Annotated in this window: 19 protein-coding genes and 1 rRNA gene; 14 read left to right on the plus strand and 6 right to left on the minus strand. The window is 70.1% G+C overall.

Features of this window, described 5'->3' with window-relative positions; all coding sequences use genetic code 11:
• Positions 1 to 125: 125 nt before the first annotated feature.
• Positions 126 to 242: ribosomal RNA gene (gene rrf / locus AB5L97_RS07855) — 5S ribosomal RNA — on the plus strand.
• Positions 243 to 363: 121 nt separating this feature from the next.
• Here the strand turns inward: rrf and AB5L97_RS07860 are convergent.
• The gene (locus AB5L97_RS07860) at positions 364 to 1635 is read right to left on the minus strand and encodes a hypothetical protein (RefSeq protein ID WP_369047101.1); all 1272 of its coding nucleotides are present in this window, start codon (positions 1633 to 1635) and stop codon (positions 364 to 366) included.
• Positions 1636 to 1701: 66 nt separating this feature from the next.
• Here AB5L97_RS07860 and AB5L97_RS07865 point away from each other — a divergent pair, with 66 nt between their 5' ends.
• The 10 genes from AB5L97_RS07865 (at position 1702) to AB5L97_RS07910 (ending at position 11620) form a co-directional block, all read left to right on the plus strand.
• Positions 1702 to 2700 (plus strand): hypothetical protein, encoded by a 999-nt coding sequence (locus AB5L97_RS07865; protein WP_369047102.1) that lies wholly within the window; start codon positions 1702 to 1704, stop codon positions 2698 to 2700.
• Between the two features lies 1 nt (position 2701).
• Complete coding sequence (locus tag AB5L97_RS07870) at positions 2702 to 3682, plus strand: HAD-IIA family hydrolase (RefSeq protein WP_369047103.1); 981 nt, start codon at positions 2702 to 2704, stop codon at positions 3680 to 3682.
• 61 nt (positions 3683 to 3743) lie between these two features.
• Positions 3744 to 3914: a hypothetical protein gene (locus tag AB5L97_RS07875; protein WP_369047104.1), complete on the plus strand. Its 171-nt coding sequence runs from the start codon at positions 3744 to 3746 to the stop codon at positions 3912 to 3914.
• A gap of 1 nt (position 3915) precedes the next feature.
• Positions 3916 to 4746, plus strand: coding sequence for a TlyA family RNA methyltransferase (locus AB5L97_RS07880; protein WP_369047105.1), 831 nt, complete (start codon positions 3916 to 3918; stop codon positions 4744 to 4746).
• Positions 4743 to 5774 (plus strand): NAD kinase, encoded by a 1032-nt coding sequence (locus tag AB5L97_RS07885; protein ID WP_369047106.1) that lies wholly within the window; start codon positions 4743 to 4745, stop codon positions 5772 to 5774. The genes AB5L97_RS07880 and AB5L97_RS07885 overlap by 4 nt, the downstream gene beginning before the upstream one ends.
• Positions 5771 to 7519, plus strand: a complete 1749-nt coding sequence (gene recN, locus AB5L97_RS07890; RefSeq protein ID WP_369047107.1) for a DNA repair protein RecN — start codon at positions 5771 to 5773, stop codon at positions 7517 to 7519. Before AB5L97_RS07885 ends, recN begins: the two co-directional genes overlap by 4 nt.
• Before the next feature lie 47 nt (positions 7520 to 7566).
• The gene (locus AB5L97_RS07895; RefSeq protein WP_369047108.1) at positions 7567 to 9366 is read left to right on the plus strand and encodes a CTP synthase; all 1800 of its coding nucleotides are present in this window, start codon (positions 7567 to 7569) and stop codon (positions 9364 to 9366) included.
• Between the two features lie 4 nt (positions 9367 to 9370).
• Entirely contained in the window at positions 9371 to 10051 is a 681-nt protein-coding gene (locus AB5L97_RS07900) for an NUDIX domain-containing protein (protein ID WP_423246832.1), read from the plus strand.
• 74 nt (positions 10052 to 10125) lie between these two features.
• Positions 10126 to 11097, plus strand: coding sequence for a site-specific tyrosine recombinase XerD (xerD, locus tag AB5L97_RS07905; RefSeq protein ID WP_374049237.1), 972 nt, complete (start codon positions 10126 to 10128; stop codon positions 11095 to 11097).
• Positions 11098 to 11125: 28 nt separating this feature from the next.
• Positions 11126 to 11620, plus strand: a complete 495-nt coding sequence (locus tag AB5L97_RS07910; RefSeq protein ID WP_369047387.1) for an 8-oxo-dGTP diphosphatase — start codon at positions 11126 to 11128, stop codon at positions 11618 to 11620.
• A gap of 24 nt (positions 11621 to 11644) precedes the next feature.
• Here the strand turns inward: AB5L97_RS07910 and AB5L97_RS07915 are convergent, their stop codons facing one another.
• Genes AB5L97_RS07915 through AB5L97_RS07930 form a run of 4 tightly spaced genes read right to left on the minus strand, consistent with a single transcriptional unit; the run spans position 11645 to position 15988 of the window.
• Entirely contained in the window at positions 11645 to 12808 is a 1164-nt protein-coding gene (locus AB5L97_RS07915) for a bifunctional 2-methylcitrate synthase/citrate synthase (RefSeq protein WP_307956711.1), read from the minus strand.
• Positions 12809 to 12842: 34 nt separating this feature from the next.
• Positions 12843 to 13760 (minus strand): methylisocitrate lyase, encoded by a 918-nt coding sequence (gene prpB, locus AB5L97_RS07920; RefSeq protein ID WP_307956710.1) that lies wholly within the window; start codon positions 13758 to 13760, stop codon positions 12843 to 12845.
• 25 nt (positions 13761 to 13785) lie between these two features.
• The gene (locus AB5L97_RS07925) at positions 13786 to 15306 is read right to left on the minus strand and encodes an MmgE/PrpD family protein (RefSeq protein WP_369047109.1); all 1521 of its coding nucleotides are present in this window, start codon (positions 15304 to 15306) and stop codon (positions 13786 to 13788) included.
• Positions 15299 to 15988, minus strand: a complete 690-nt coding sequence (locus AB5L97_RS07930; RefSeq protein ID WP_369047110.1) for a GntR family transcriptional regulator — start codon at positions 15986 to 15988, stop codon at positions 15299 to 15301. The genes AB5L97_RS07925 and AB5L97_RS07930 overlap by 8 nt, the downstream gene beginning before the upstream one ends.
• 243 nt (positions 15989 to 16231) lie before the next feature.
• Between AB5L97_RS07930 and AB5L97_RS07935 the strand changes: the two genes are divergently transcribed.
• From AB5L97_RS07935 to AB5L97_RS07945, 3 genes are all read left to right on the plus strand, one after another.
• Complete coding sequence (locus tag AB5L97_RS07935) at positions 16232 to 18157, plus strand: propionyl-CoA synthetase (protein WP_369047111.1); 1926 nt, start codon at positions 16232 to 16234, stop codon at positions 18155 to 18157.
• A 43-nt stretch (positions 18158 to 18200) separates the two neighbouring features.
• On the plus strand, positions 18201 to 18743 hold the full coding sequence (locus AB5L97_RS07940) for an acyl-CoA thioesterase (protein WP_307956706.1): 543 nt from the start codon (positions 18201 to 18203) through the stop codon (positions 18741 to 18743).
• Between the two features lie 126 nt (positions 18744 to 18869).
• Positions 18870 to 20699, plus strand: coding sequence for a gamma-glutamyltransferase family protein (locus AB5L97_RS07945; protein WP_369047112.1), 1830 nt, complete (start codon positions 18870 to 18872; stop codon positions 20697 to 20699).
• Between the two features lie 132 nt (positions 20700 to 20831).
• On the opposite strand, the gene AB5L97_RS07950 is transcribed toward AB5L97_RS07945, so the two are convergent.
• Complete coding sequence (locus tag AB5L97_RS07950; RefSeq protein WP_369047113.1) at positions 20832 to 22238, minus strand: DUF1731 domain-containing protein; 1407 nt, start codon at positions 22236 to 22238, stop codon at positions 20832 to 20834.
• Positions 22239 to 22281: the final 43 nt, after the last annotated feature.

A 22281-nucleotide genomic window follows, 5' to 3' on the forward strand; every position in this document is an offset into this window, starting at 1 on the left:
GGTCCCCAGACAACAAACCCCAGGGAACCAGCCACAGCAGAACACCACAACCGAACAACGACTCACGGAACACCGTGACCACACACTTCCCCACCCCCACACCCGGGGGCGCGCGGAGCAAGGGTTACGGCGGCCACAGCGTGGGGGAAACGCCCGGACCCATCCCGAACCCGGAAGCTAAGACCCACAGCGCCGATGGTACTGCACCCGCCAGGGTGTGGGAGAGTAGGACACCGCCGGACAACCATTCAAGGCAGAACGGGCCCCACCACGTGGGGCCCGTTCCCGCTTAAGCACCGTGATCGTGCTGGTGGCGAGTGCCACTCCCCGGGCCATGACGATGTGGTCCACGTAGACTTGATGTCAAACAGGCCAGGAATCCCTGGCAGCCAAACGCATAGTGACGAGACGCGGCCAGTGCCGCTGATCAAAGGAATCCAGGAAAGAGGAGCCACCATGGCAGAGCAGAACGGACGCGGTCCCGGAGGACGGGGTTTCAACGGGCCCCGCGGAGGTTCGGGCGGCCGGGGGTCTGATCGCTTCAGTGGTCCGTTCCGGGGCACGAGTGGCTCCGGAGGCCGTCCTCGAGGATTCCGCGATCGCAACAACGACGATCAGCAGCAGGGCGGTCCTTCGGGTGAGCGTCGTCCGTACGGTGATCGTCCGCAACGTGACGGTGAGCGTCGTCCGTTCCAGCGTGACGACCGTGGCGAGCGCCCGCAGCGTGATGACCGTGCCCCGCGCAGCTTCAACCGCGACGAGCGTGGTGAGCGACGCCCCTTCGGTGATCGTCCCCAGCGTGACGGTGAGCGTCGTCCGTTCCAGCGTGACGACCGTGGTGAGCGCCGTCCGTTCGGTGATCGCCCGCAGCGTGATGACCGTGCCCCGCGCAGCTTCAACCGTGACGACCGCGGTGAGCGCCGTCCCTATGGCGATCGCCCCCAGCGCGACGGTGAGCGGCGCCCCTTCCAGCGCGATGACCGTGGTGAGCGCCGTCCGTTCGGTGATCGTCCGCAGCGTGACGGTGAGCGACGCCCCTATGGCGATCGTCCCCAGCGTGACGGTGAGCGTCGTCCGTTCCAGCGTGACGACCGTGGTGAGCGCCGTCCGTTCGGCGATCGTCCCCAGCGTGATGACCGTGCCCCGCGCAGCTTCAACCGTGACGACCGTGGTGAGCGACGCCCGTACGGCGATCGCCCGCAGCGTGATGACCGTGCCCCGCGGACCTTCAACCGTGACGACCGCGGTGAGCGCCGTCCCTATGGCGATCGCCCCCAGCGCGACGGTGAGCGGCGCCCCTTCCAGCGTGACGACCGTGGTGAGCGCCGTCCGTTCGGTGATCGTCCGCAGCGTGACGGTGAGCGACGCCCCTATGGCGATCGCCCCCAGCGTGACGGTGAGCGTCGTCCGTTCCAGCGTGACGACCGTGGTGAGCGCCGTCCGTTCGGCGATCGTCCCCAGCGTGATGACCGTGCCCCGCGCAGCTTCAACCGTGACGACCGTGGTGAGCGACGCCCGTACGGCGATCGCCCGCAGCGTGATGACCGTGCCCCGCGCAGCTTCAACCGCGACGACCGCGGTGAGCGACGTCCGTACGGCGATCGCCCCCCGCGCGAGGAGCGCGCCCCGCAGCACAATGCCGCGGATCTGCGCGTCTCGAACCGCGTCGACCGCGAGCGGTCGCCTGAGATCGACCCTGATGTGACGGGCCGCGAACTCGATCGCACGACGATGGGCCAGCTGCGCACGCTCGAGGGCAACAACAGCGAGTGGGTCTCGAAGCACCTCGTCATGGCCGGCCGCCTGATCGACAGCGACCCCGAGGCTGCGTTCCAGCATGCCCTCGCGGCGAGCCGCCGCGGTGGCCGCATCGGCGCTGTCCGCGAGGCCGTGGGAATGACGGCCTATGCAGCGGGTCACTATGACGACGCGCTCCGCGAGTTCCGTACGTTCCGCCGAATCACCGGCTCGAGCATCCACCTGGCTCACATGGCCGACTGCGAACGAGGTCTCGGGCGCCCCGAGAAGGCGCTCGAGCTCGTGCAGTCCGACGAGAAGGAGATGCTGGACAACGCGGGCAAGGCGGAGCTGGCCATTGTCGCCTCCGGTGCGCGGTCCGACATGGGCGATTTCGCTGCGGCGGTCAAGGAGCTCGAGATCCCGCAGCTCGACATCAACCGGGCCTTCTCCTTCAGCCCGCGCCTGTTCGAGGCCTACGCCGACGCGCTGTCGGCCGCGGGTCGTGCTCCCGAAGCTGCCAAGTGGTACCGCCAGATCGGAGTGGCCGAAGAGGCGCTGGGAGTGGGCGACTACGAGGAGCCCGAGATCGTGGACCTCGGCTACGACGAGGAAGAGGAGCGGCGCGAGCTCGAGGAACGCCGTGCCCGGGCGGCGGCGGCAGCGCCGACCGGCGCCGAGCCGAATGAGGGCGAGGTCGCTGAGGACGAGGCCACTGAGATCGAGTCGGGTGAGCCGCACGCCGGCGGCGAGTCCGCGACGTCGGACGGCGACGAGGACGAGTCCCACGACTCCGTCGACGATCACCACGTGCTCGGTCTCGCGGAGGACGAGCTCGGCATGAACGAGTCGACGGCGGGCGCGGACGAAGGGCACACGTCTGAGGAGCACACAGACGGCCACGACCCCGAGTTCCCGACCGATGGCATCGGCGAGCACGGGCACGGGTCAGACCAGGCGTAACGTGGCCGACCTCATCGAGGCGTTCGACGCCGTCCTGTCTGATCTCGACGGCGTCGTCTACGCCGGTCCTCACGCCATCCCGGGTGCCGTCGAGGCGCTCCGGGGTTTTGCCCCGCGCGGCATCCGGCTCGGCTACGTGACGAACAACGCGTCGCGCACGCCCGCCGAAGTCGCGGCGCACCTGCGCGAACTCGGCGCACCGGCCGGGGATGACGACGTCGTGAGTTCGGCCCAGGCCGGCGCGGAGCTGCTTGCAAAGAAGGTCCCGGCCGGAACGCGAGTGCTCGTGACGGGGAGCGCCGCACTCGCCCGCGAGATTGAGCTGCGCGGCCTGACGCCGGTCCGCTCCGCCGACGAGGCGCCCGAGGCCGTGATCCAAGGGTTCAGCCCCGATCTTGGCTGGAGGGACCTCGCGGAGGCGGCCTACGCCGTCGCCGCGGGCGCTCTCTGGATCGCAACGAACGCGGACATGTCGATCCCGCAGGCCCGGGGCATCGCCCCGGGCAACGGGACCCTGGTGGCGGCGGTCCAGGCTGCGACGGGCCGGACGCCGCTCGTTGCGGGCAAGCCGCAGGCACCGCTCTTCCTTGCGGCGGCCGAGCGCCTCGGTGCGAGCCGCCCGATCGTGGTCGGCGACCGGCTTGACACCGATATCCTCGGCGGCAATCGTGCGGGATTCGCGACCGCGGCCGTCCTGACGGGCGTAGATACCCGAGAGTCGATCCTTGCCGCGCGCACGGCCGAGCGGCCGACCTTCATCCTCAGTGCCCTCGACGATTTCTTCCGCCCGTACCCTGACGCGGAGGCGCACGACGGCGCGTGGCGGGTCGGGTCGTCGTCGGCGCGGGCCGTGGACGGCCGGGTCGAGATCACGGGCGATCCGGACGACCTCGATACCTGGCGGGCGGCGTGTGCCGCGTGGTGGAACGCCCATCCCGAGACGGACAAGCAGGCGGTCCCAGAGCTCCACTGGACCGCCTGAGGGGGGACGGAACGCCCAGGGCCTGCGGGAATCTGTCGTCGACTCTCGATAAGCTGGGCCCATGAGCGAGGATCCGCGGGAAACGGCCATCGAGGCGGGGCAGCCCGAGGTCGAGGCTGCGCTTGCCGGCCTCGCCTCCGCTGCGGACCAGCCGCTCGCCGCCCAGGCGGACGCCTTCGAGGCCTTCCACGCAGCACTCATGCACGTCCTCGACGCGGAGCCGGCGGAGTAGCGTGGCCCGGCTCGATCTCGAACTCGTGCGCCGCGGCCTCGCCCGCTCGCGCACGCACGCCGCGAAGTTGATCGCGGATGACGCCGTGCGCGTCGACGGCGAAGCCGTCTCGAAGGCCTCCCACCCGGTCCCTGAGAGCGCGGCCATCGAGGTCTCCGACACGGAGCACGACCGCTATGTGAGCCGTGCGGGCCATAAACTGGCTGGCGCCCTCGCGGCCTTCCCGGCTGTAGACCCGCGAGGCGCACGCTGCCTCGACGCGGGCGCCTCGACGGGCGGCTTCACGGACGTGCTCCTGCAGGCCGGAGCCGCAGAGGTCGTTGCGGTCGACGTCGGGCACGGTCAGCTCGTCGAGGCCATCCGCCGCGACCCCCGCGTCCACGTCCACGAAGGCGTCAATGTCCGCGATCTCTCCCCGGAAGACATCGGCGGATCAGCCTCTCTGACGGTGGCAGACCTCTCGTTCATCTCGCTCACGCTCGTCCTTGGCGCCCTGTACTCCTGCACGCTGCCCGGCGGAGACCTCCTCGTCATGGTCAAGCCGCAGTTCGAGGTGGGCCGGGAGCGGCTCGCGAAGACCGGCGTCGTAGGCTCGGATGGCGAGCGACGCCGCGCGGTCACCGGCGTGGCCGAGGCAGCCGTCGGCGTCGGGTTGGCCCTGCGCGGCCTCGCCGTGAGCCCGCTGCCCGGCCAGGACGGGAACGTCGAGTACTTCCTGTGGCTCAGCCGACCGGCAGAGCCACAGGCATCGCAAGCTTCCGCGGCGGCCGACGCCCAGGCTTGGGTCTCCGGGCTCTGGCCGGCCGCCCCGCACGAGGAGATGCCCACGTGACACGTCGCATTCTGCTGCTGGCCCACATGGGGCGCGAGGACTCCATGGTCGCCGCCCGTGAGGCCGCCGCCCAGCTCTACGGCTCCGGGCTCTCGCCTGTCATGCCCGCCGGCCAGCAGGCCGAGCTTTCGGAGCGCTTCAACGGACTGGACCACCCCACCGAGGTCATCGGCCGGGACGTCGGGCTCGAGGACATCGAGCTCGTGATGGTCCTCGGCGGCGACGGGACGATCCTCCGCGCCGCCGAGCTGGTCCGGCACGTCGACGTTCCGCTCCTGGGGGTCAATCTCGGACATGTCGGCTTCCTCGCCGAGAGCGAGCGCGCCGACCTCGCCCAGACGGTCCAGTGGATTGCCTCGCGAAGCTATTCCGTCGAGGAACGCATGACGATCGACGTGAACGTGTGGTACCGCGGGGCCAAGGTCGCCCACACGTGGGCCCTCAACGAGGCTGCCATCGAGAAGGCGAGCCGCGAACGCATGATCGAGGTCGTCACCGAGGTCGACGGCAAGCCGCTCACGTCCTACGGCTGCGACGGGATTGTCCTTGCGACGCCCACCGGCAGCACAGCCTATGCCTTCTCGGCCGGCGGCCCGATCGTGTGGCCCGAGGTCGAGGCTCTCCTCATTACGCCCATCAGCGCCCACGCCCTGTTCGCCAAGCCGCTCGTCGTCTCGCCGCGTTCCACGCTCGCGGTCGAGATCCTGAGCCGGACCGACGCGCACGCTGTCCTGTGGTGCGACGGCCGTCGGTCTGTGGATCTGCCGCCCGGTTCCCGCGTCGAGGTCACCAAGTCCCCGGTGCCGGTGCGACTCGCCAGAACCAGCACGACGCCGTTCTCCGCGCGCCTCGTGCGCAAGTTCGAGTTGCCGATCCACGGCTGGCGCGGCCCGGTGCCCGGCTCGCCCGTCACCGCACCGGGGCCGATGGTCCCCGAGGTGCCGCCGATCGCATGGACACAGCGTGGCCCCGGCAAGGGCGTCGACGAGGCCGACGGCACTCACGAGTCCCCCGAGGAGCACGCATGATCGAGGAACTGCGGATCCGCGACCTGGGCGTCATCACGGACGCCGCACTCCCGCTGGGGCCGGGCCTGAGCGTCGTCACGGGCGAGACCGGCGCGGGCAAGACGATGGTCGTGACGGCATTGGGGCTGCTGCTCGGCGGTCGCTCCGATGCCGGAGCGGTCCGGACCGGGGCGAAATCCGCCGTCGCTGAGGCGACCGTCCGCCTCGAACCGGGCCACGCCGCCGTCGTGCGCGCTCAGGAGGCGGGCGGAGACGCGGAGGAGCACGACGGTGCCGCCGAGCTACTCCTGGCCCGCACCGTGGGCGCGGACGGGCGCAGCAGGGCCCACGTGGGCGGGCGCTCGGCGCCGGTGGGAGTGCTCGCCGAGGTCGGGGCGCACTTAGTGGTGATCCACGGCCAGTCCGAACAGCTGCGGCTCAAGAGCCCGACCGCGCAGCGCAGGGCCCTCGATACTTTCGCCGGCGAGTCGTTCGCCGCGGTCCAGAAGGAGTACTCGGCGCTGTACGCCGCGTGGACGGGAGCGCGCCGGGAGCTCGAGGAGCTCACGTCTTCCTCACGGGAGCGGATCCGCGAGGCCGAGTCCCTCGAGGCTGCATTGGCTGAGATCGAGGAGGTGTCTCCGCAGCAGGGGGAGGACGAGGCGCTCAAGGCCGAGTCGGTGCGCCTCGCCCACGCCGAGGCACTCCGGCTCGCCGCGCAGCAGGCCCACGAGGCACTCGTCTCGGAGGACTTCGGCGAGGCCTCGGACGCGACCACACTCGTGGACGGCGCCCGCCGCGCCCTCGAGCACGAGGCGGAGCATGACGACGCGCTGCGGGCCTGTGCGGAGCGGCTCGCCGACGTGGGATATGTCCTCAACGACATCGCCCAGGAGCTCGCGAGCTATGCGACGTCGCTCGACACGGAAGGCCCCGGGAGGCTTGCGGAGGTCGAGGAGCGCCGAGGCGCCCTCGGCCGCCTCACCCGCAAGTACGCCCCCACCCTCGATGAGGTCATCGCTTGGGCTGAGACCGGCCAGAAGCGGCTCTTCGAGCTCCAGGACGACGACGGCCGGATCGAGTCCCTCACCGACCAGATCGGCCGGGACGAGGCAAGGCTCCACGAGCTGGCCAGCCAGCTGGCCGAGCGGCGGCGGGCCGCCGCGGGCGACCTCGCGGAGCGCGTCAGCGGCGAGCTCACGGCCTTGGCCATGCCGGATGCGATGCTGCGGGTCGAGGTCGTCGAGACGGACGAGCTGGGCCCGGACGGCAAGGACACGGTGGCGATCCTCCTGCAGCCTCACGCAGGCGCGCTTGCCCGCCCGCTCGGCAAGGGCGCGTCCGGGGGCGAGCTCTCCCGCGTGATGCTCGCGATCGAAGTGGTCCTCGCAGCCGTGGACCCCGTGCCGACCTTCGTGTTCGACGAGGTCGACTCGGGCGTGGGCGGCCGCGCCGCGGTGGAGATCGGGCGTCGGCTCGCGATGCTCGCGTGCCACGTCCAGGTCCTGGTCGTGACCCACTTGCCCCAGGTTGCAGCGTTCGCGGACCGGCACATCACGGTCATCAAGACCTCCCGCGCCTCGGCACGGGGCGCGGACGGTGTAACGGGCGTGACCTCAAGCGACGTGCGCGTCCTGGACGAGGCCGAGCGCGTCATCGAGCTCGCGCGCATGCTGGCGGGCCAGGAGGATTCGGCGAGCGCCCAAGCGCACGCGCTCGAGCTCCTCGAGGATGCAAGGTCCTCCCGCGCGGCCGCCGCGAGCTGAGGATCACGTCGACACACCCGGCTTCGCGAGGGGTGGCACTCAGATCGGTGATATGCTCGAATTCCGTGGTGCAGCGAACTCATTCCCGTTTTTCAGACTCCGCCAAGACGACCAAGCAGATCTTCGTCACCGGTGGCGTGGCCTCCTCGCTCGGGAAAGGCCTGACGGCTTCCAGCCTCGGTCACCTGCTGCGCGGCCGCGGCCTCTCGGTCACGATGCAGAAGCTTGATCCTTACCTGAACGTCGATCCCGGAACGATGAACCCGTTCCAGCACGGCGAGGTCTTCGTCACCGAAGACGGCGCCGAGACTGACCTCGACATCGGCCACTACGAGCGATTCCTCGATGAATCCCTCGATGGCTCCGCCAATGTGACCACGGGCCAGGTCTACTCGACCGTGATCGCCAAGGAGCGCCGCGGCGAGTACCTCGGTGACACCGTCCAGGTCATCCCGCACATCACCGACGAGATCAAGCGCCGCATGCGCCTGCCGTCCGACGGTGAGAACGCGCCGGACGTCATCATCACGGAGATCGGCGGCACGGTCGGCGACATCGAGTCCCAGCCGTTCCTTGAGGCCGCACGCCAGGTGCGCCAGGACATCGGCCGCAGCAACGTCTTCTTCGTCCATGTCTCCCTCGTGCCCTACATCGGCCCGTCGCAGGAGCTCAAGACCAAGCCGACCCAGCATTCCGTCGCGGCGCTGCGCTCGATCGGCATCCAGCCCGACGCGATCGTGGTCCGCTCCGACCGCGAGATCCCGGACGCGATGCGGGACAAGATCGGCCGCATGTGCGACGTCGACACCGACGCGGTGATCAACTGCCCGGACGCCCCGAGCATCTACGACATCCCCAAGGTGCTTCACGCCCAGGGGCTGGACTCGTACATCGTCCGCGCCCTGAACCTGCCGTTCAAGGACGTTAACTGGACGGCGTGGGACCGTCTCCTCGAGGTCGTGCACCACCCGAAGCACCAGGTCGAGATCGCGCTGGTCGGCAAGTACATCGACCTGCCCGACGCGTACCTCTCCGTGACCGAGGCGCTGCGCGCCGGAGGCTTCGCGAACGACGCCAAGGTCAACATCCGCTGGGTCGCCTCGGACGAGTGCCAGACCCCGGCCGGTGCGAGGAACGCGCTCGCTGGAGTTGACGCGATCCTCGTCCCGGGCGGCTTCGGCATCCGCGGTCTCGAGGGCAAGCTCGGTGCGCTGACCCTCGCCCGTGAGGGCAAGCTGCCGACTCTGGGCCTGTGCCTTGGCCTCCAGTGCATGGTGATCGAGTACGCGCGCAACGTCGTGGGCCTCGAGGGCGCCTCGTCGAGCGAGTTCGAGCCCGATTCGAAGTACCCGGTCATCGCCACCATGGCGGAGCAGCTCCACATCGTGGAGGGCAAGGGCGATCTGGGCGGCACCATGCGCCTCGGCCTCTACGACGCGGTCCTCGACGAGGGCTCGGTCGTGGCTGAGACCTACGGCAGCACGAAGGTCTCCGAGCGCCACCGCCACCGGTACGAGGTGAACAACGCCTATCGTGAGCAGATCGCGGCCAAGGGCCTCGTCTTCTCGGGTACGTCACCTGACGGCAAGCTCGTCGAGTTCGCCGAACTGCCCAAGGACGTCCATCCCTACTATGTCGCCACCCAGGCCCACCCCGAGCTCGGCTCGCGGCCCACGCGCCCCCACCCGCTGTTCGTGGGGCTCGTCAAGGCAGCCCTCGAGCACCGCGGTGCGTCTGCCGACACGCGGGACGCCGGGCCGGCGGCCGCGAAGCCTTCAGGAGCGAAGCGCGCGGCGTCGGACGCGGCCGCTGAGAAGGTTCCAGCCTCCGCAGGCGAAGGCAAGTAGGTCCGTGGACACGCACGCGCCGCAGCCCGGCGTTGAATCGGAGGCCCACAGCGGCCCGAGTGTCGAAGACGCGCCGAGCCCGCGGCGCGTGCTGTCCTCGGACACGGTCTACAAGGGCCGCATCTGGGACGTCCGCAGCGACGCCTTCGAACTCGCCGACGGTGCAGGCGTGCTGCACCGCGACTACATCGAGCACCCCGGCGCCGTCGCCATCCTGCCGATGGACGACGACGGGCGCATCCTCATGCTGCGTCAGTATCGCCACCCGGTGGGGATGGATCTGTGGGAGGTCCCCGCGGGTCTGCTCGACGTGGACGGCGAGTCGAACCTCGATGCCGCCGCGCGCGAGCTGGCCGAGGAGGCCGACCTCACGGCGAGCCAGTGGCACGTCCTCGCGGACTTCTTCACTTCACCGGGGTCCTCGAGCGAGGCCATCCGCATCTACTTGGCCCGCGGCCTGAGCGAGGTCGCGCCCAAGGAACGCCACGAGCGCACCGACGAGGAGGCCGAGATCCAGTTCGCGTGGGTTCATCTGGACGCGGCCGTCCGCGCCGTCCTGGCCGGGCGCCTGCACAACCCGAGCGCAGTGGTTGCCGTCCTCGCTGCGGACGCGGCGCGCCGCACGGGATTCGCGTCCCTGCGCGCAGGCGAGACCCCGTGGCCGGCGCACCCGGCCCAGCGCTGAGTGGGCCTGTCGTGCAGGTGACCGAACCCGCGCCGCCCGCCGCTCAGGACGCCCCCGGCAGAGAGTCGTCGGGGGTGCCAGGTCGTGTCCCGGTGCCTCCGGCAGCTCTGCCGCGGCTCATCGCGCGCGCGATCGAGGACTACCTGCGCCACCTTGCCGTGGAGCGGGGCCTCGCCCCCAATACCCTTGCCGCGTACCGCCGGGATCTGGCCCGCTACGGCGCGCACCTCGCCCGCGAAGGCGTCAGCACGCCCTCGGGCGTCGAACGGCACCACGTGGGCGCCTTCGCCCAGGCGCTCCGCGACGGTGCCGACGGCGGGAGCCCGTTGACCGCCCGCTCCGCCGCAAGGACGGTGGTCGCCGTCCGCGGGCTGCACCGCTTCTGGGCGCTCGAGGGCACGACGCCGGATGACCCGGCCGCCGACGTGCACCCGCCGCTCGCCGGGCAGCGCCTGCCCAAGGCCATCAGCATCCACGAGGTGACGCGCATCCTCGACGCCGCGGCCGCCGACACACCGTCTGGCCTGCGGGACCGCGCGCTTCTCGAGTTCCTCTACGCCACAGGTGCCCGCATCAGCGAGGCCGTCGGACTGGATGTCGACGACCTGCGCCTCGACACCCCGGACGGCGGCCCGGCAGTGGTGCGGCTGTTCGGCAAGGGCTCCAAGGAGCGCATCGTGCCGATCGGCTCCTACGCCGCCCGGGCGATCGACGCCTATCTTGTCCGCGGGCGACCCGCGCTCGTCGCCAAGGGCAAGGGCACCCCGGGCCTGTTCCTCAACGCCCGGGGCGGTCGGCTGAGCCGCCAGAGCGCCTGGACGATCCTCAAGGATGTTGCCGAGAAGGCACAGATCACCCGGGACGTCTCGCCGCACACCTTGCGGCATTCGTTCGCGACGCACCTGCTCGAGGGCGGCGCCGACGTCCGCGTGGTCCAGGAGCTCCTCGGCCACGCCTCCGTCACGACGACCCAGGTGTATACGCTCGTCACCGCGGAGACGCTGCGCGAGGTCTACGCCCTGGCGCATCCGAGGGCCCGGGGATGAGTTCCCCCCTGGCCGTCCGGGGAGTCGGCTGATGGGCGCGCCGGTGGCGCTCTGCTTCCTCCTGAGGGACGGGGAAGGCGGCCGTGAGGTCCTGCTGGGGCGCAAGAAGCGCGGGTTCGGACGCGGGAAGGTCGTGGGCCTAGGCGGTCACCTCGAGGCAGGGGAGACCCCCGCGGAGGCCGCCGCACGCGAGCTCGACGAGGAGGCGGGCGTCGCGCTCGACGCCGCTCGGCTGGCACCCGCGGGAACGGTCGACTTCCGCTTCCCCGCACGTCCCGAATGGGACATGGAGTGCACGATGTTCACCGCCACGGTGTGGACCGGTGAGGTCGCGGAGAGCGAGGAGATCGCACCCGCGTGGTACCCGGTGGATGCGCTGCCGGTCACGGACATGTGGCAGGACGCCGACCACTGGCTCCCGATCGTCCTGACCGGGGCTGTTGCCGACTTCCGCGTCGAAATGGCGGAGGACAACGAGTCGGTCGCCCGATTCGTCGTCCTCCGCCACGCCGAGGCTGACTGAGCCCCTGCCGAAGGTCCCCGGAGGCTAGTCCAGATGCCGCTCGTCGGGGCCGTTGTAGGCCGAGAGCGGACGGATGAGCGCATTGTTCTCGACCTGCTCCATGACATGCGCGGTCCAGCCGACGATCCGGCTCGCCACGAAGAGCGGCGTGAACGTGGGGATGTCGAAGCCCATGAGGTGGTACGCCGGCCCGGTCGGGTAGTCGAGGTTGGGTTTGATGCCCTTCGCCTCGTCCATGGACTGCTCGAGCCCGTCGTACAGGCCCAGGATCTCAGGACGGCCGTAGAACGCGATGAGGTCGTCGAGGGCGGCCTTCATGGTCGGCACCCGCGAGTCGCCGTGCTTGTACACGCGGTGGCCGAAGCCCATGACCTTCTTCTTCGCCGCGAGCGCCTCGTCCATCCAGACCTTGGCCCGGACCTTGGCCTGCTCGTGGGTCTCGTCCGTGCGGATGCCGATGTCCTCGAAGGTCTCCATGACCGCCTCGTTGGCCCCGCCGTGGAGCGGGCCCTTGAGGGCGCCGATAGCCGCGGTGACCGCGGAGTGGAGGTCCGAGAGGGTCGAAGTGACCACGCGGGCGGTGAACGTCGAGGCGTTGAACGAGTGCTCGGCGTAAAGGATCATCGAGACCTCGAACGCGCGGACCACCTCGGGGGCGGCTTCCTCGCCGAACGTCATCCACAGGAAGTTCGCGGCGTAGCCGAGATCGTCCCGGGGCTCGACGAGGCTCTCGCCGCGGCGCCGGCGCTGGTCGTAGGCGACCACCGCGGGCATCGCAGCGAAGAGTTCGACGGACTTCGCCAGGTTCGCCCCGCGCGAGGAGTCGCCTGCCAGGGGGTGCCGCGCGCCCTGGACACTCGCCGCGGTGCGGCACACGTCCATGGGATGGCATGTGACGGGGAGCTCGTCCACGACCTGCTTCAGGAGCGGGTCGAGGTGTCGGCCGGCACGCTCCCGCGTCTCGAACTGGGACAGCTGCTCGGGCGTGGGAAGCTCGCCGTACCACAGGAGGTACGCGACCTCCTCGAAGCTGCAGCGGGCAGCGAGCTCCTGGACCGGGTAGCCGCGGTACAGGAGGGAATTCGTGTCAGGGTTGACCTTCGAGATCGCGGTGTAGTCCACCACCACGCCGGCAAGGCCCTTCCTGATCGCGCTGTCGCTCTGCATGGTGCTTGGCACCTGTGTCATTGCAGGACTCCTTTGTCAGTGGCCCTCGGAGCCGTCAGTATCGGCCCGGAACCTGGAAGTTGAACACGCTGGTGTCGAAGCCGTTGTATGCCTCGTAGTCAACCAGCTCGTAGAGGCGTGAGCGAGTCAACATGTTCTCGACTTGGGCCTCCTGCGTGCCGTCCGCCCTGATGCTATCCAGCGTACGTTCTGCAGCGCCCATGGCAATGCGGAGCAGGGTGACCGGATAGATGACCATGTTGATGCCCACCGAGGCGAGCTCCTGGGCCGTGAAGAGGCGGCTCTTGCCGAACTCGGTCATGTTGGCCAGGACCGGGACGGTTACGGCGTCCCGGATGGCTTTGAACTCCTCGATGCTGCCCATGGCCTCGGGGAAGATCGCGTCGGCGCCCGCCTCGACAAGCGCCTTGGCGCGCTCGACGGCGGCGTCGAGCCCCGCCGCGCCCTCGCCCGTCGCACGGATGTCGGTCCGCGCCATGATGAGGAAGTTCGGGTCCCGCCGGGCGTCTGCCGCGGCGCGGACGCGCTGGAGGGCTGTGTCCAGGTCCACGACCGACTTGCCGTCAAGGTGCCCGCACCGCTTCGGATTCACCTGGTCCTCGATGTGCATTCCGGCGAGGCCAGCGTTCTCGAGCTCCTGGATGGTGCGCGCCACGTTCATGGCCTCGCCGAAGCCCGTGTCGGCGTCGACGATCGCCGGCAGCTCGGTCATCCGGGCGATCTGGCCGGCCCGCGTGGCGACCTCGGTCAGGGTCGTCAGGCCGATGTCCGGCAGGCCCAGATCGTTCGCGAGCACGGCCCCCGAGATGTAGACCCCCGGGAACCCCTTCTCCTCGATGAGCCGCGCGGAGAGCGGGCTGAACGCGCCCGGGAACTGCTGGAGCGTGCCCGAGGCGAGGATCTCGCGCAGTTTGACGCGCTTCTGCTCGGGGGTGGTGGTGGAGTAGAGCATGGTCGTCAGTCCTCTCAGAACAGTCTCAGAAGAGACCATGCGGCGCGGCGGCGAGGTCGATCACGCCGTCCTTCGCCACGATGTTGAGCTGGTCGAGCTCGCCGGCGCCCAGCTCGGGCAGACGCTGCACGGCGGCCAGGAAGCGGTCGATCTCCTCGGGTGCCACGGACTCGGCGGCGAGCGTCCGGAACTTCGCGATGTACTGCTCGCGGCCGAACGGGCGGGCACCGAGCGGGTGCGCGTCGGCGACCGCGATCTGGTCCTCGATGACGGTCCCGTCAGTGAGGGTGATGACGACCGAGCCGCCGAAGGCCTTCTCGGCGATGTCGAGGGAGTGGTACCGCCGCGTCCACTCGGGGTCCTCCTCGGTGGTCACCTTGTGCCACAGCTCGACGGTGTCCTGCCGGCCCGCGCGCTCGGGGGAGTAGGAGTCCACGTGGTGCCACGTGCCGTCCTGGAGGGCGACCGCGAAGATGTAGGGGATCGAGTGGTCGAGCGTCTCGCGCGAGGCCGTCGGATCGTACTTCTGCGGGTCGTTGGCCCCCGAGCCGATCACGTAGTGCGTGTGGTGGCTCGTCTTGATGAGGATGCTCGCCACGTTCTCGGGCTTGGTCACCTCGGGGTGCTCGCGGTGCAGCTTGCGCGCGAGGTCGATCCAGGCCTGTGCCTGGTACTCGGCCGAGTGCTCCTTCGTGTACGTGTCCAGGATCGCCCGCTTGGCCTCGCCTTCAGCGGGCAGCGGGACCTCGTACGCGGCGTCGGGGCCGTCGAGGAGCCAGGCGATGACGCCGTCTTCGCCCTCGTAGATCGGCACGGGGGAGGTCTGGCCGCGCATCGCGCGGTCCACGGCCTCGACGGCCATCTTGCCCGCGAACGCCGGGGCGTGGGCCTTCCAGGTGGAGATCTCGCCCTTGCGGGACTGGCGGGTCGCCGTCGTCGTGTGCAGGGCCTGGCCCACGGCCTGGAAGATCGTCTCGACGTCGAGGCCGAGCAGCGTGCCGATACCTGCGGCGGCCGAGGGGCCGAGGTGCGCGACGTGGTCGATCTTGTGCTTGTGCAGGCTGATGGCCTTGACGAGGTCGACCTGGATCTCGTAGCCGGTCGCGATGCCGCGGATGAGGTCGTGGCCGGTGGAGCCAGCATGCTGGCCCACGGCGAGGATCGGCGGGATGTTGTCGCCGGGGTGCGAGTACTCCGCCGCGAGGAACGTGTCGTGGTAGTCGAGTTCGCGGACCGCAACGCCGTTGGCCCAGGCGGCCCACTCGGGGGAGACCCGGTCGTCGACGCCGAAGACGAGGGAGCCCTTTCCGCCGGACGACGGCGCGTGGCTGAGTGCCTGGGCGCGCGCTGCGACGATCGGACCGCGGTTGAGCGACGCAATGGCCACCGACGCATTGTCGATGATGCGGTTGATGATCATCTCGGTCACCTCGGGCGTGACCTCCACCGGGTCGGCGGCGACCGTGGCGATCTTGTGCGCGAGCTGGTCCTCGCGGGGCAGGTTCTCTTCGCTCTTGTAGACGCGGACCTTGTGCATCTCAACCATGGGTGGCCTCTCCTGGCGGTGTTTTACCTGGCGGTGTTTTACCTGGCGGTGTGTTGGCGGACTTGATGTGGTTCAGGCTGTTGTTCAGGTGGATCGCCGTCGCGGCGGCCGCGAGGTGCGCATTGCCGTCCGCGATGGCCCCGGCAATCGCCGCGTGCTCGGATGCGGCCTGCCTCAGCCGCGCGGCGTCGTCCTTCGCCAGGCGACGGACGCGGGTGAGGTGTACCCGCAGCCCCTCGAGGGACTGCGTGAGGTAGGAGTTGCCGATCGCGGCGTCGATTTCGGCGTCGAGCTCGGCGGCGAGCGAGTAGTACTCGTGCCGGAGCGGGTCATCGTCGGTGAGGAGGGCCGGCGCCGCGAGGAACCGGTCCCGCAGGTCGGCGAACCGCTCGCGGTCGCCGCGCGCTGCCGCCAGTGCCGCGGCCTTGGATTCGAGGACCTCGCGGAGTTCGAAGAGCTCGTCGATGTGGGCGAGGGAGATGTCGCTCACGATGACGCCGCGGCCCCTCTGCGCGGAGGCAAGGCCCTCGGCTGTGAGGCGGGCGAGCGCTTCGCGCAGCGGAGTGCGGGAGACCCCCAGGCGCTCGGACTGCTCGACCTCTCCGAGGACCGTCCCGGGGGTGAGGCGCCATTCGACGATGTCATCCCGCAGGGCCGAGTACGCGCGGTCGCTGGCCTTCATCGCACTCCCCTCTGAATGGAACTGGCTGGCTCTTGCTACGAACGGGCTTGGCCGCTCAGGAGACCGATCAACCGGCTCTTCTGTATACATTGACACCGCCAACCTGAGAATGCAAGTAGAGATTCCTGAGAAATTCGGGCCGGGTGTCGCACGGCAGATGCCTCAAATGTATACATGTGCCCTTGTGGTGCGACGTCGACTGACTTAGTCTGGGCAGACCACGAGGAAGTGAGGAGTGCCACAGTGACACAGGGGACGGGCGTGACGCGGGAGACGGGATCGTACGCCGAGGTGTACCGGGAGAGCCTTGAGGAGAGGGAGGCCTTCTGGCTCGAAGCAGCGAAGGCGGTGGACTGGGTCGATGAGCCCACCGCGGCGCTGGATGCGACCGAGCCTCCGCTGTACCGGTGGTTCCCGGATGGCACGCTGAACACGAGCTACAACGCGCTGGACCGCCATGTCGAGGCCGGCCGGGGCGACGCAGCCGCCCTTATCTACGACTCCGCCGTCCTCGGCGTCCAGCAGACGTACACGTACTCCGAGCTCACCGACCTCGTGGCCCGCTGCGCCGGCGCACTGCACGCGCTGGGCGTCGGAAAGGGGGACCGCGTCGTCGTCTACATGCCGATGATCCCCGAGGCCGCCGTCGCGATGCTCGCGTGTGCCAGGCTCGGAGCCGTGCACTCGGTGGTTTTCGGCGGGTTCGCACCCCGCGAGCTCGCGGCCAGGATCAAGGACGCGCGCCCCACTGTCATCGTGACTGCGAGTGGCGGGATCGAGCCGAACCGCAGGGTCGAGTACCTTCCGGCCGTGGCCGAGGCTCTTGAGATCGCCGAAATGCCCGAGGTCGGCGTCGTGGTCAAGGTCCGCCCTGGGTTCGCCCACCAGCTCGCGGACCACAGCGATTGGCACGATTTCGACGCGCTCATCGCGGATGCCGAGCCTGCTGCGCCCGTGCCGGTGGCCGCGTCCGACCCCCTCTACATCCTGTACACGTCCGGAACCACGGGCACGCCCAAGGGAGTGCAGCGGGACAACGGCGGCCACGCGGTGGCGCTCGCATGGACGCTGAAGAACCTCTACGGCGTGGGGCCGGGCGAGGTCATGTGGACGGCCTCGGATGTCGGGTGGGTCGTTGGGCACTCCTACATCGTCTACGGCCCGCTCCTGGCTGGCGCGACCACCCTCCTCTACGAGGGCAAGCCCGTGGGCACGCCGGACGCCGGGGCCTTCTGGCGGGTCGTGGCCGATCACGGGGTCAAGGTCCTCTTCACAGCGCCGACTGCACTGCGCGCGATCCGTCGAGCCGACCCTGAGGCCGCGCTGCTCGCCGGCTACGACGTCTCCTCGCTCGCGCGCCTGTATGCCGCGGGCGAGCGGCTCGACCCTGAGACCTACCGGTGGGCCGGCGAGAAGCTCGGCGTCCCCGTGATCGACCACTGGTGGCAGACCGAGACGGGCTGGGCCATCTGCGGGAACCCCCGGGGGCTCGTGGACATGCCGCTCAAGGCGGGATCGCCGTCCGTGCCGATGCCGGGCTACGACCTTGAGATCCTCGACGGCGCAGGTGAGCCCGTGGGGCTCGGGGAGGAAGGGAACATCGTGCTCCGGCTCCCGATGCCCCCGGGAACCCTCACGACCCTGTGGCACAACGACGAGCGCTTCATCGGCTCCTACCTCGCTGCGTTCCCGGGCTACTACGCCACCGGCGACTCCGGCTACCGTGACGCGGACGGCTACGTGTTCGTGATGGGCCGTACCGACGACATCATCAATGTCGCGGGCCATCGGCTCTCGACGGGATCCATCGAGGCGGTCCTCGCGGGCCACCCCGCCGTGGCGGAATGCGCCGTGATCGGCCTCAAGGACTCACTCAAAGGCCAGCGGGCCGTCGGCTACGTGGTGCTCAAGGCGGGGGTCGAGATGCGCGAGGAGGACCTCGTGCCCGAGCTCGTGGCGCTCGTGCGCCAGCAGATCGGGCCGGTGGCAGACTTCAAGCAGGCCATCGTCGTGGACGCCCTGCCCAAGACCCGCTCCGGCAAGATCTTGCGCAAGACGATGCGCCAGATTGCCGACGGCGAGCAGTACACCGTCCCGTCCACGATTGAGGATCCAGGGGTGATCGAGCGACTGCTCCCGGTCCTGCAGGCAGGGGGCTGGGGCTCCTGAGGGCGATGTGACATTCAAAGTTACTCGTGAGTAACATGATGTTATGCACTTGCTCCTCCGGACTCTGGTCCATCTCTTCGCCTCCCGACTGCGCCGGCCGCTGAGCCTCTGGGACACCTCCTCGTTGCGCATGCGCGTGCTTCCCACCGACATCGACATCGCGATGCACATCAACAACGGCATGTACTTCTCGCTCATGGACTTGGGCCGCTTCGACCTCATGGTGCGGGCCGGGGTTTGGGACCGGATGCGCGCCAGGGGCTGGAGCCCCGTGGTGAACCTCGAGACCATCACCTTCCGGAAGTCCCTGACGCTCTGGCAGGCCTACACGATCGAGACGAAGATCATCGGCTTCGACGAGAAGGCGATCTTCTTCGAACAGCGCATGGTGGCCGACGGCGAGGTGTACGCGCGTGCCTACCTCGCCACCCGCCTCGTGTCGGCAGGCGGCCCTGTGTCGAACGAAGAGATCTTCGCGGAGACGGGCGAGCCGCCAGCGGAACTGGTCCTTCCCGGCTTCCTGCACCGCTGGCGCGAGGAGAACGCCCTGCCGAGCACCCGGCGCCCGGCGCTCCACGTCTGGTAGTCGGCCGCCCGGTTCCTGATAGCTGGTCCGTGATGGCTGGTCCGTGATGGCTCATTCCTGACGACTGCTCGCGGCCGCTCCGAGGGCACCGCAGCCGGGCGACTTCCTGCGCGCTAGCGTGGGGTGATGGACATCGCTGCCCGGCCCGAGCTCGCTGGCACCTTCGGCATGGTCTCGGCGACCCACTGGATCGGCGCCCAGGCGGGCATGGCGATGCTCGAGCGCGGTGGCAATGCGTTCGACGCCGCCGCTGCCGCCGGCTTCGCGCTCCAGTCCGCTGAGCCCCAGCAGAATGGCCCCGGCGGGGACATGACCCTCATCTTCGCGGTGCCCGGGTCCGAGCCGCAGGTCCTCTGCGCCCAGGGCACCGCACCCGCCGGCGCGGACATCGAGGCGTTCCGGGCCCTGGGACTCCGTCACGTCCCGGGTACCGGCCTCCTGGCCGCAGCCGTCCCCGGTTCCACCGTGGGCTGGCTGACCCTTCTGGCCGATCACGGCACACTCCCTCTCGCCGAGATCCTTGTCCCCGCCTTGAGCGTGGTCGAACGCGGACTTCCGATCAGCGCCGGCCTCGCCGCGGTCCTGGCCAGGATGGCGCCGCACTTCCTGGCCCACTGGCCGGCCTCGGCCGCCGTCTATGCCCCTGACGGCGTGCCGCTCCCTGCCGGTAGCCTCCTGAGGAATCCCGCGCTCGCGCACACGTGGCGTCGGCTCATCGATGCCGAGTCCCGGGCCCGAGCGGGAGGCGCGAGCCGCGCGGCGTCGATCGGCGCCGTCGTGCGCGAATGGACGGAGGGGTTTGTCGCAGAGTCCATTGATGCGTTCTGCCGCATGCCGCAGCGCGACTCGAGCGGCCGCGCCCACGCCGGGCTGCTGACGGCCGCTGACCTGGCCCAGTGGCGACCGCACTATGAGCCGACGGTCTCGTCCGACTTCCGCGGGCAGACCGTTCACAAGTGCGGGTTCTGGAGCCAGGGCCCAGTGTTCCTGCAGCAGCTGGCCCTCCTGGACGAGATCCCGGGCTTCGGCGCAGGTCTCCTCGCCCCGGGAACCGAGGGCTACGTACACGCGGTCCTCGAGGCGACCAAACTCGCGCTCGCAGACCGCGACGCCTGGTACGGGGACGGCCCAGGCGTGCCGGCGCGGGAACTGCTCTCACGCGAGTACGCGGCGGAGCGAGCCCGGCTCATCGGGGAGACAGCGTCCCTCGACCTGCGCCCGGGCTCGCCCGGTGGCCGCGCACCCCGGCTGCCAGACCTCGTGGTGCGCGGGGACTTCGATGCGGCCGGGGTAAACGGGCTCGGTGAGCCCAACGCGGTCCGCGCCCTGCTGGAGGCCGCAGCGCTTCCTGATCGGCAGGGACGGGCGCGCACCGACACCGTGCACATCGACGTTGTGGACCAGTGGGGAAACATGGTCACGGCCACCCCGAGCGGCGGGTGGCTCTCCAGTTCGCCAGTCATCCCCGAACTGGGATTCCCGCTCGGAACGCGGCTCCAGATGTCCTGGCTCGAGGAGGGGCTGCCCAACTCCCTCGCGCCCGGCCGCCGGCCGCGTACAACGCTCTCGCCCACCCTGGTCACGCGTGGCGGGGAGGCGGTCATGGCTTTCGGCTCGCCCGGCGGGGACCAGCAGGACCAGTGGCAGGCGCACTTCTTCCTCGATGTGGCGCTGCGTGGCGCGGGGCTCCAGGAGGCGATCGATGCACCGGCCTTCCATTCGGTGCATTCGCCCTCGAGCTTCTACCCGCACGAGCGTCAGCCGGGAGTTGCGCTGCTTGAAGGGCGGTTCGAGGGAGGGGCCGTCGATGCCCTGCGGCGGCGCGGGCACCGCGTCGGGGTGGCGGGGGACTGGGCCATCGGCCGGCTGTGCGCCGTGTCGCGCGAGCCTTCGACCGCCATCCTCCGTGCTGGAGCCAACCCCCGCGGAATGACCGGTTACGCAGCGGGACGCTGAGCGGGCGGGTGTTTGGGTCGTGGGACGCTGAGCGGGCGGGTGTTTGGGCTGCGGAACGCTGAGGTGCTGGCGCTGTGTTTGGCGCATTGAGTTCGGGGTGCGCTACCCGGCAGATCTGTACCCGGGGTGCCGCTACGCGGCCATCTCGCGGAAGGCCGCGGCCAGCTGGGGATAGTGGAACTCGAAGCCGGCGGCCGTGAGGACTCCGGGCACGGCGCGCACGCTCTCCAGCGCGAGCTGCGGGTTGGTGCGGAGCACGGCCGCCGCCGCGCGCAGGAGAGGCGCCGGGGCCGGGATGCCCAGGGGGACTCCGACGTATTCGCGGACATGCGCCATGAGCTCCCGGTTCTGCACCGGGTGGGGAGAGGTGGCGTTCACGACGCCGTCCGGCAGGTCGAGCGGCCGCTCGCCCGCGGATAGCGGAAGTCCGAGCGCCGCGCGCACGACCCGCAGCCAGTCGGCGATGTGGATCCAGCTGAACCACTGGCCCCCGGTGCCGAGGGCGCCGCCCGCGCCGAGCCGCGCGGGGACGGTGAGCCTGACCAGGATCGCAGCGTCCCGCTCGAGCACGACGCCCGTCCGCAGGACAATCGAGTGCGCGGCGGCGGCGCCGTCGAATGCGGCTTCCCAGTCCCGCACGACTCCTGCGAGACCAGGCGCGTCGGCCGGGGGAACGGCGGTCTCACCCATCGGCTCGGGAGAGTCTCCGTAGATTCCGACGGCGCTCTGCTGGACCCAGCGCTCCACAGGCTGGTTCCAGCTGCGGCTCGCCGTCACGAGCGCGCGCGTGGGCTCCACCCGCGTGGCGGCCAGCATCGTGATATTCTCCGGGGTTCCCGGGCGATCGAGGCTCACGCCGGCCAGGTTGACGATGTTCAGTCGACCGCGGGCGCCGAGTTCGTCGCTCCATTCGCCCTGCCCCCGGCCGTCCCAGAGGATCTGCCGGACCGGTGACTTCTTGAACGAGCGGGTGAGCAGGGCGACCTCGTGGCCAGAACACACCAGCTCCGACGCGAGGGCGGTCCCGAGGGAGCCGGTGCCGCCGGCGATGACCGTGAGCGGGCCCGACGGCGCGCCGTCGAGCGTCGCGGTCGGTGAGGCCGGAGCGGCGAGCCGGTACAGGCGGGCGCACTGGGCGGCGAAGCCGCGCACGAGAGGCTCGCCGGCGGTGAGGCCGAACTGCTGGGCCAGCGGTCCGTCAAGGGTGACGCGCTGGGTGAAGACTGTCCCGCCGTCGCGCTCTTCAAGCGACCATGCGATGTCCTGCCCGCCGCCGGGCTGGGGCTGGCGAAGGACGATGCTGCGGCCGGGATCGAGCTGCGCCACGGCGAAGCCGGGGGCGGTGCGCCGGTGGAGGAGGCCAACGACCCGCTGGGAGGGGGCGTACCGGCCCATGGCGCCCTCGGCGAGGGAGCCGTCAAGCGACGCCTCTGCGACGGCTGGATTCCAATCGGGCCAGCGTCGCAGGTCAGCGAGAACGCCCCACAGGGCGCCAGCAGGAAGGTTGAACCACTGGGATGCAGTGCGATGCCAGGTCACCTGAGCCAGTCTAGTGATCCGCGGCGTCTCATCCGCGAGGCAC

It is taken from the genome of Sinomonas sp. P10A9, assembly GCF_041022165.1.
Lineage (GTDB): Bacteria > Actinomycetota > Actinomycetes > Actinomycetales > Micrococcaceae > Sinomonas > Sinomonas puerhi.

Bases quoted from the DNA above. Each gene is read 5' to 3' on its own strand.
- AB5L97_RS07875 (WP_369047104.1), top strand. From the start codon at position 3,744: ATGAGCGAGGATCCGCGGGAAACGGCCATCGAGGCGGGGCAGCCCGAG.
- recN (WP_369047107.1), top strand. From the start codon at position 5,771: ATGATCGAGGAACTGCGGATCCGCGACCTGGGCGTCATCACGGACGCC.
- AB5L97_RS07915 (WP_307956711.1), bottom strand. From the start codon at position 12,808: ATGACACAGGTGCCAAGCACCATGCAGAGCGACAGCGCGATCAGGAAG.
- prpB (WP_307956710.1), bottom strand. From the start codon at position 13,760: ATGCTCTACTCCACCACCACCCCCGAGCAGAAGCGCGTCAAACTGCGC.
- AB5L97_RS07925 (WP_369047109.1), bottom strand. From the start codon at position 15,306: ATGGTTGAGATGCACAAGGTCCGCGTCTACAAGAGCGAAGAGAACCTG.
- AB5L97_RS07930 (WP_369047110.1), bottom strand. From the start codon at position 15,988: ATGAAGGCCAGCGACCGCGCGTACTCGGCCCTGCGGGATGACATCGTC.
- AB5L97_RS07940 (WP_307956706.1), top strand. From the start codon at position 18,201: ATGCACTTGCTCCTCCGGACTCTGGTCCATCTCTTCGCCTCCCGACTG.
- AB5L97_RS07945 (WP_369047112.1), top strand. From the start codon at position 18,870: ATGGACATCGCTGCCCGGCCCGAGCTCGCTGGCACCTTCGGCATGGTC.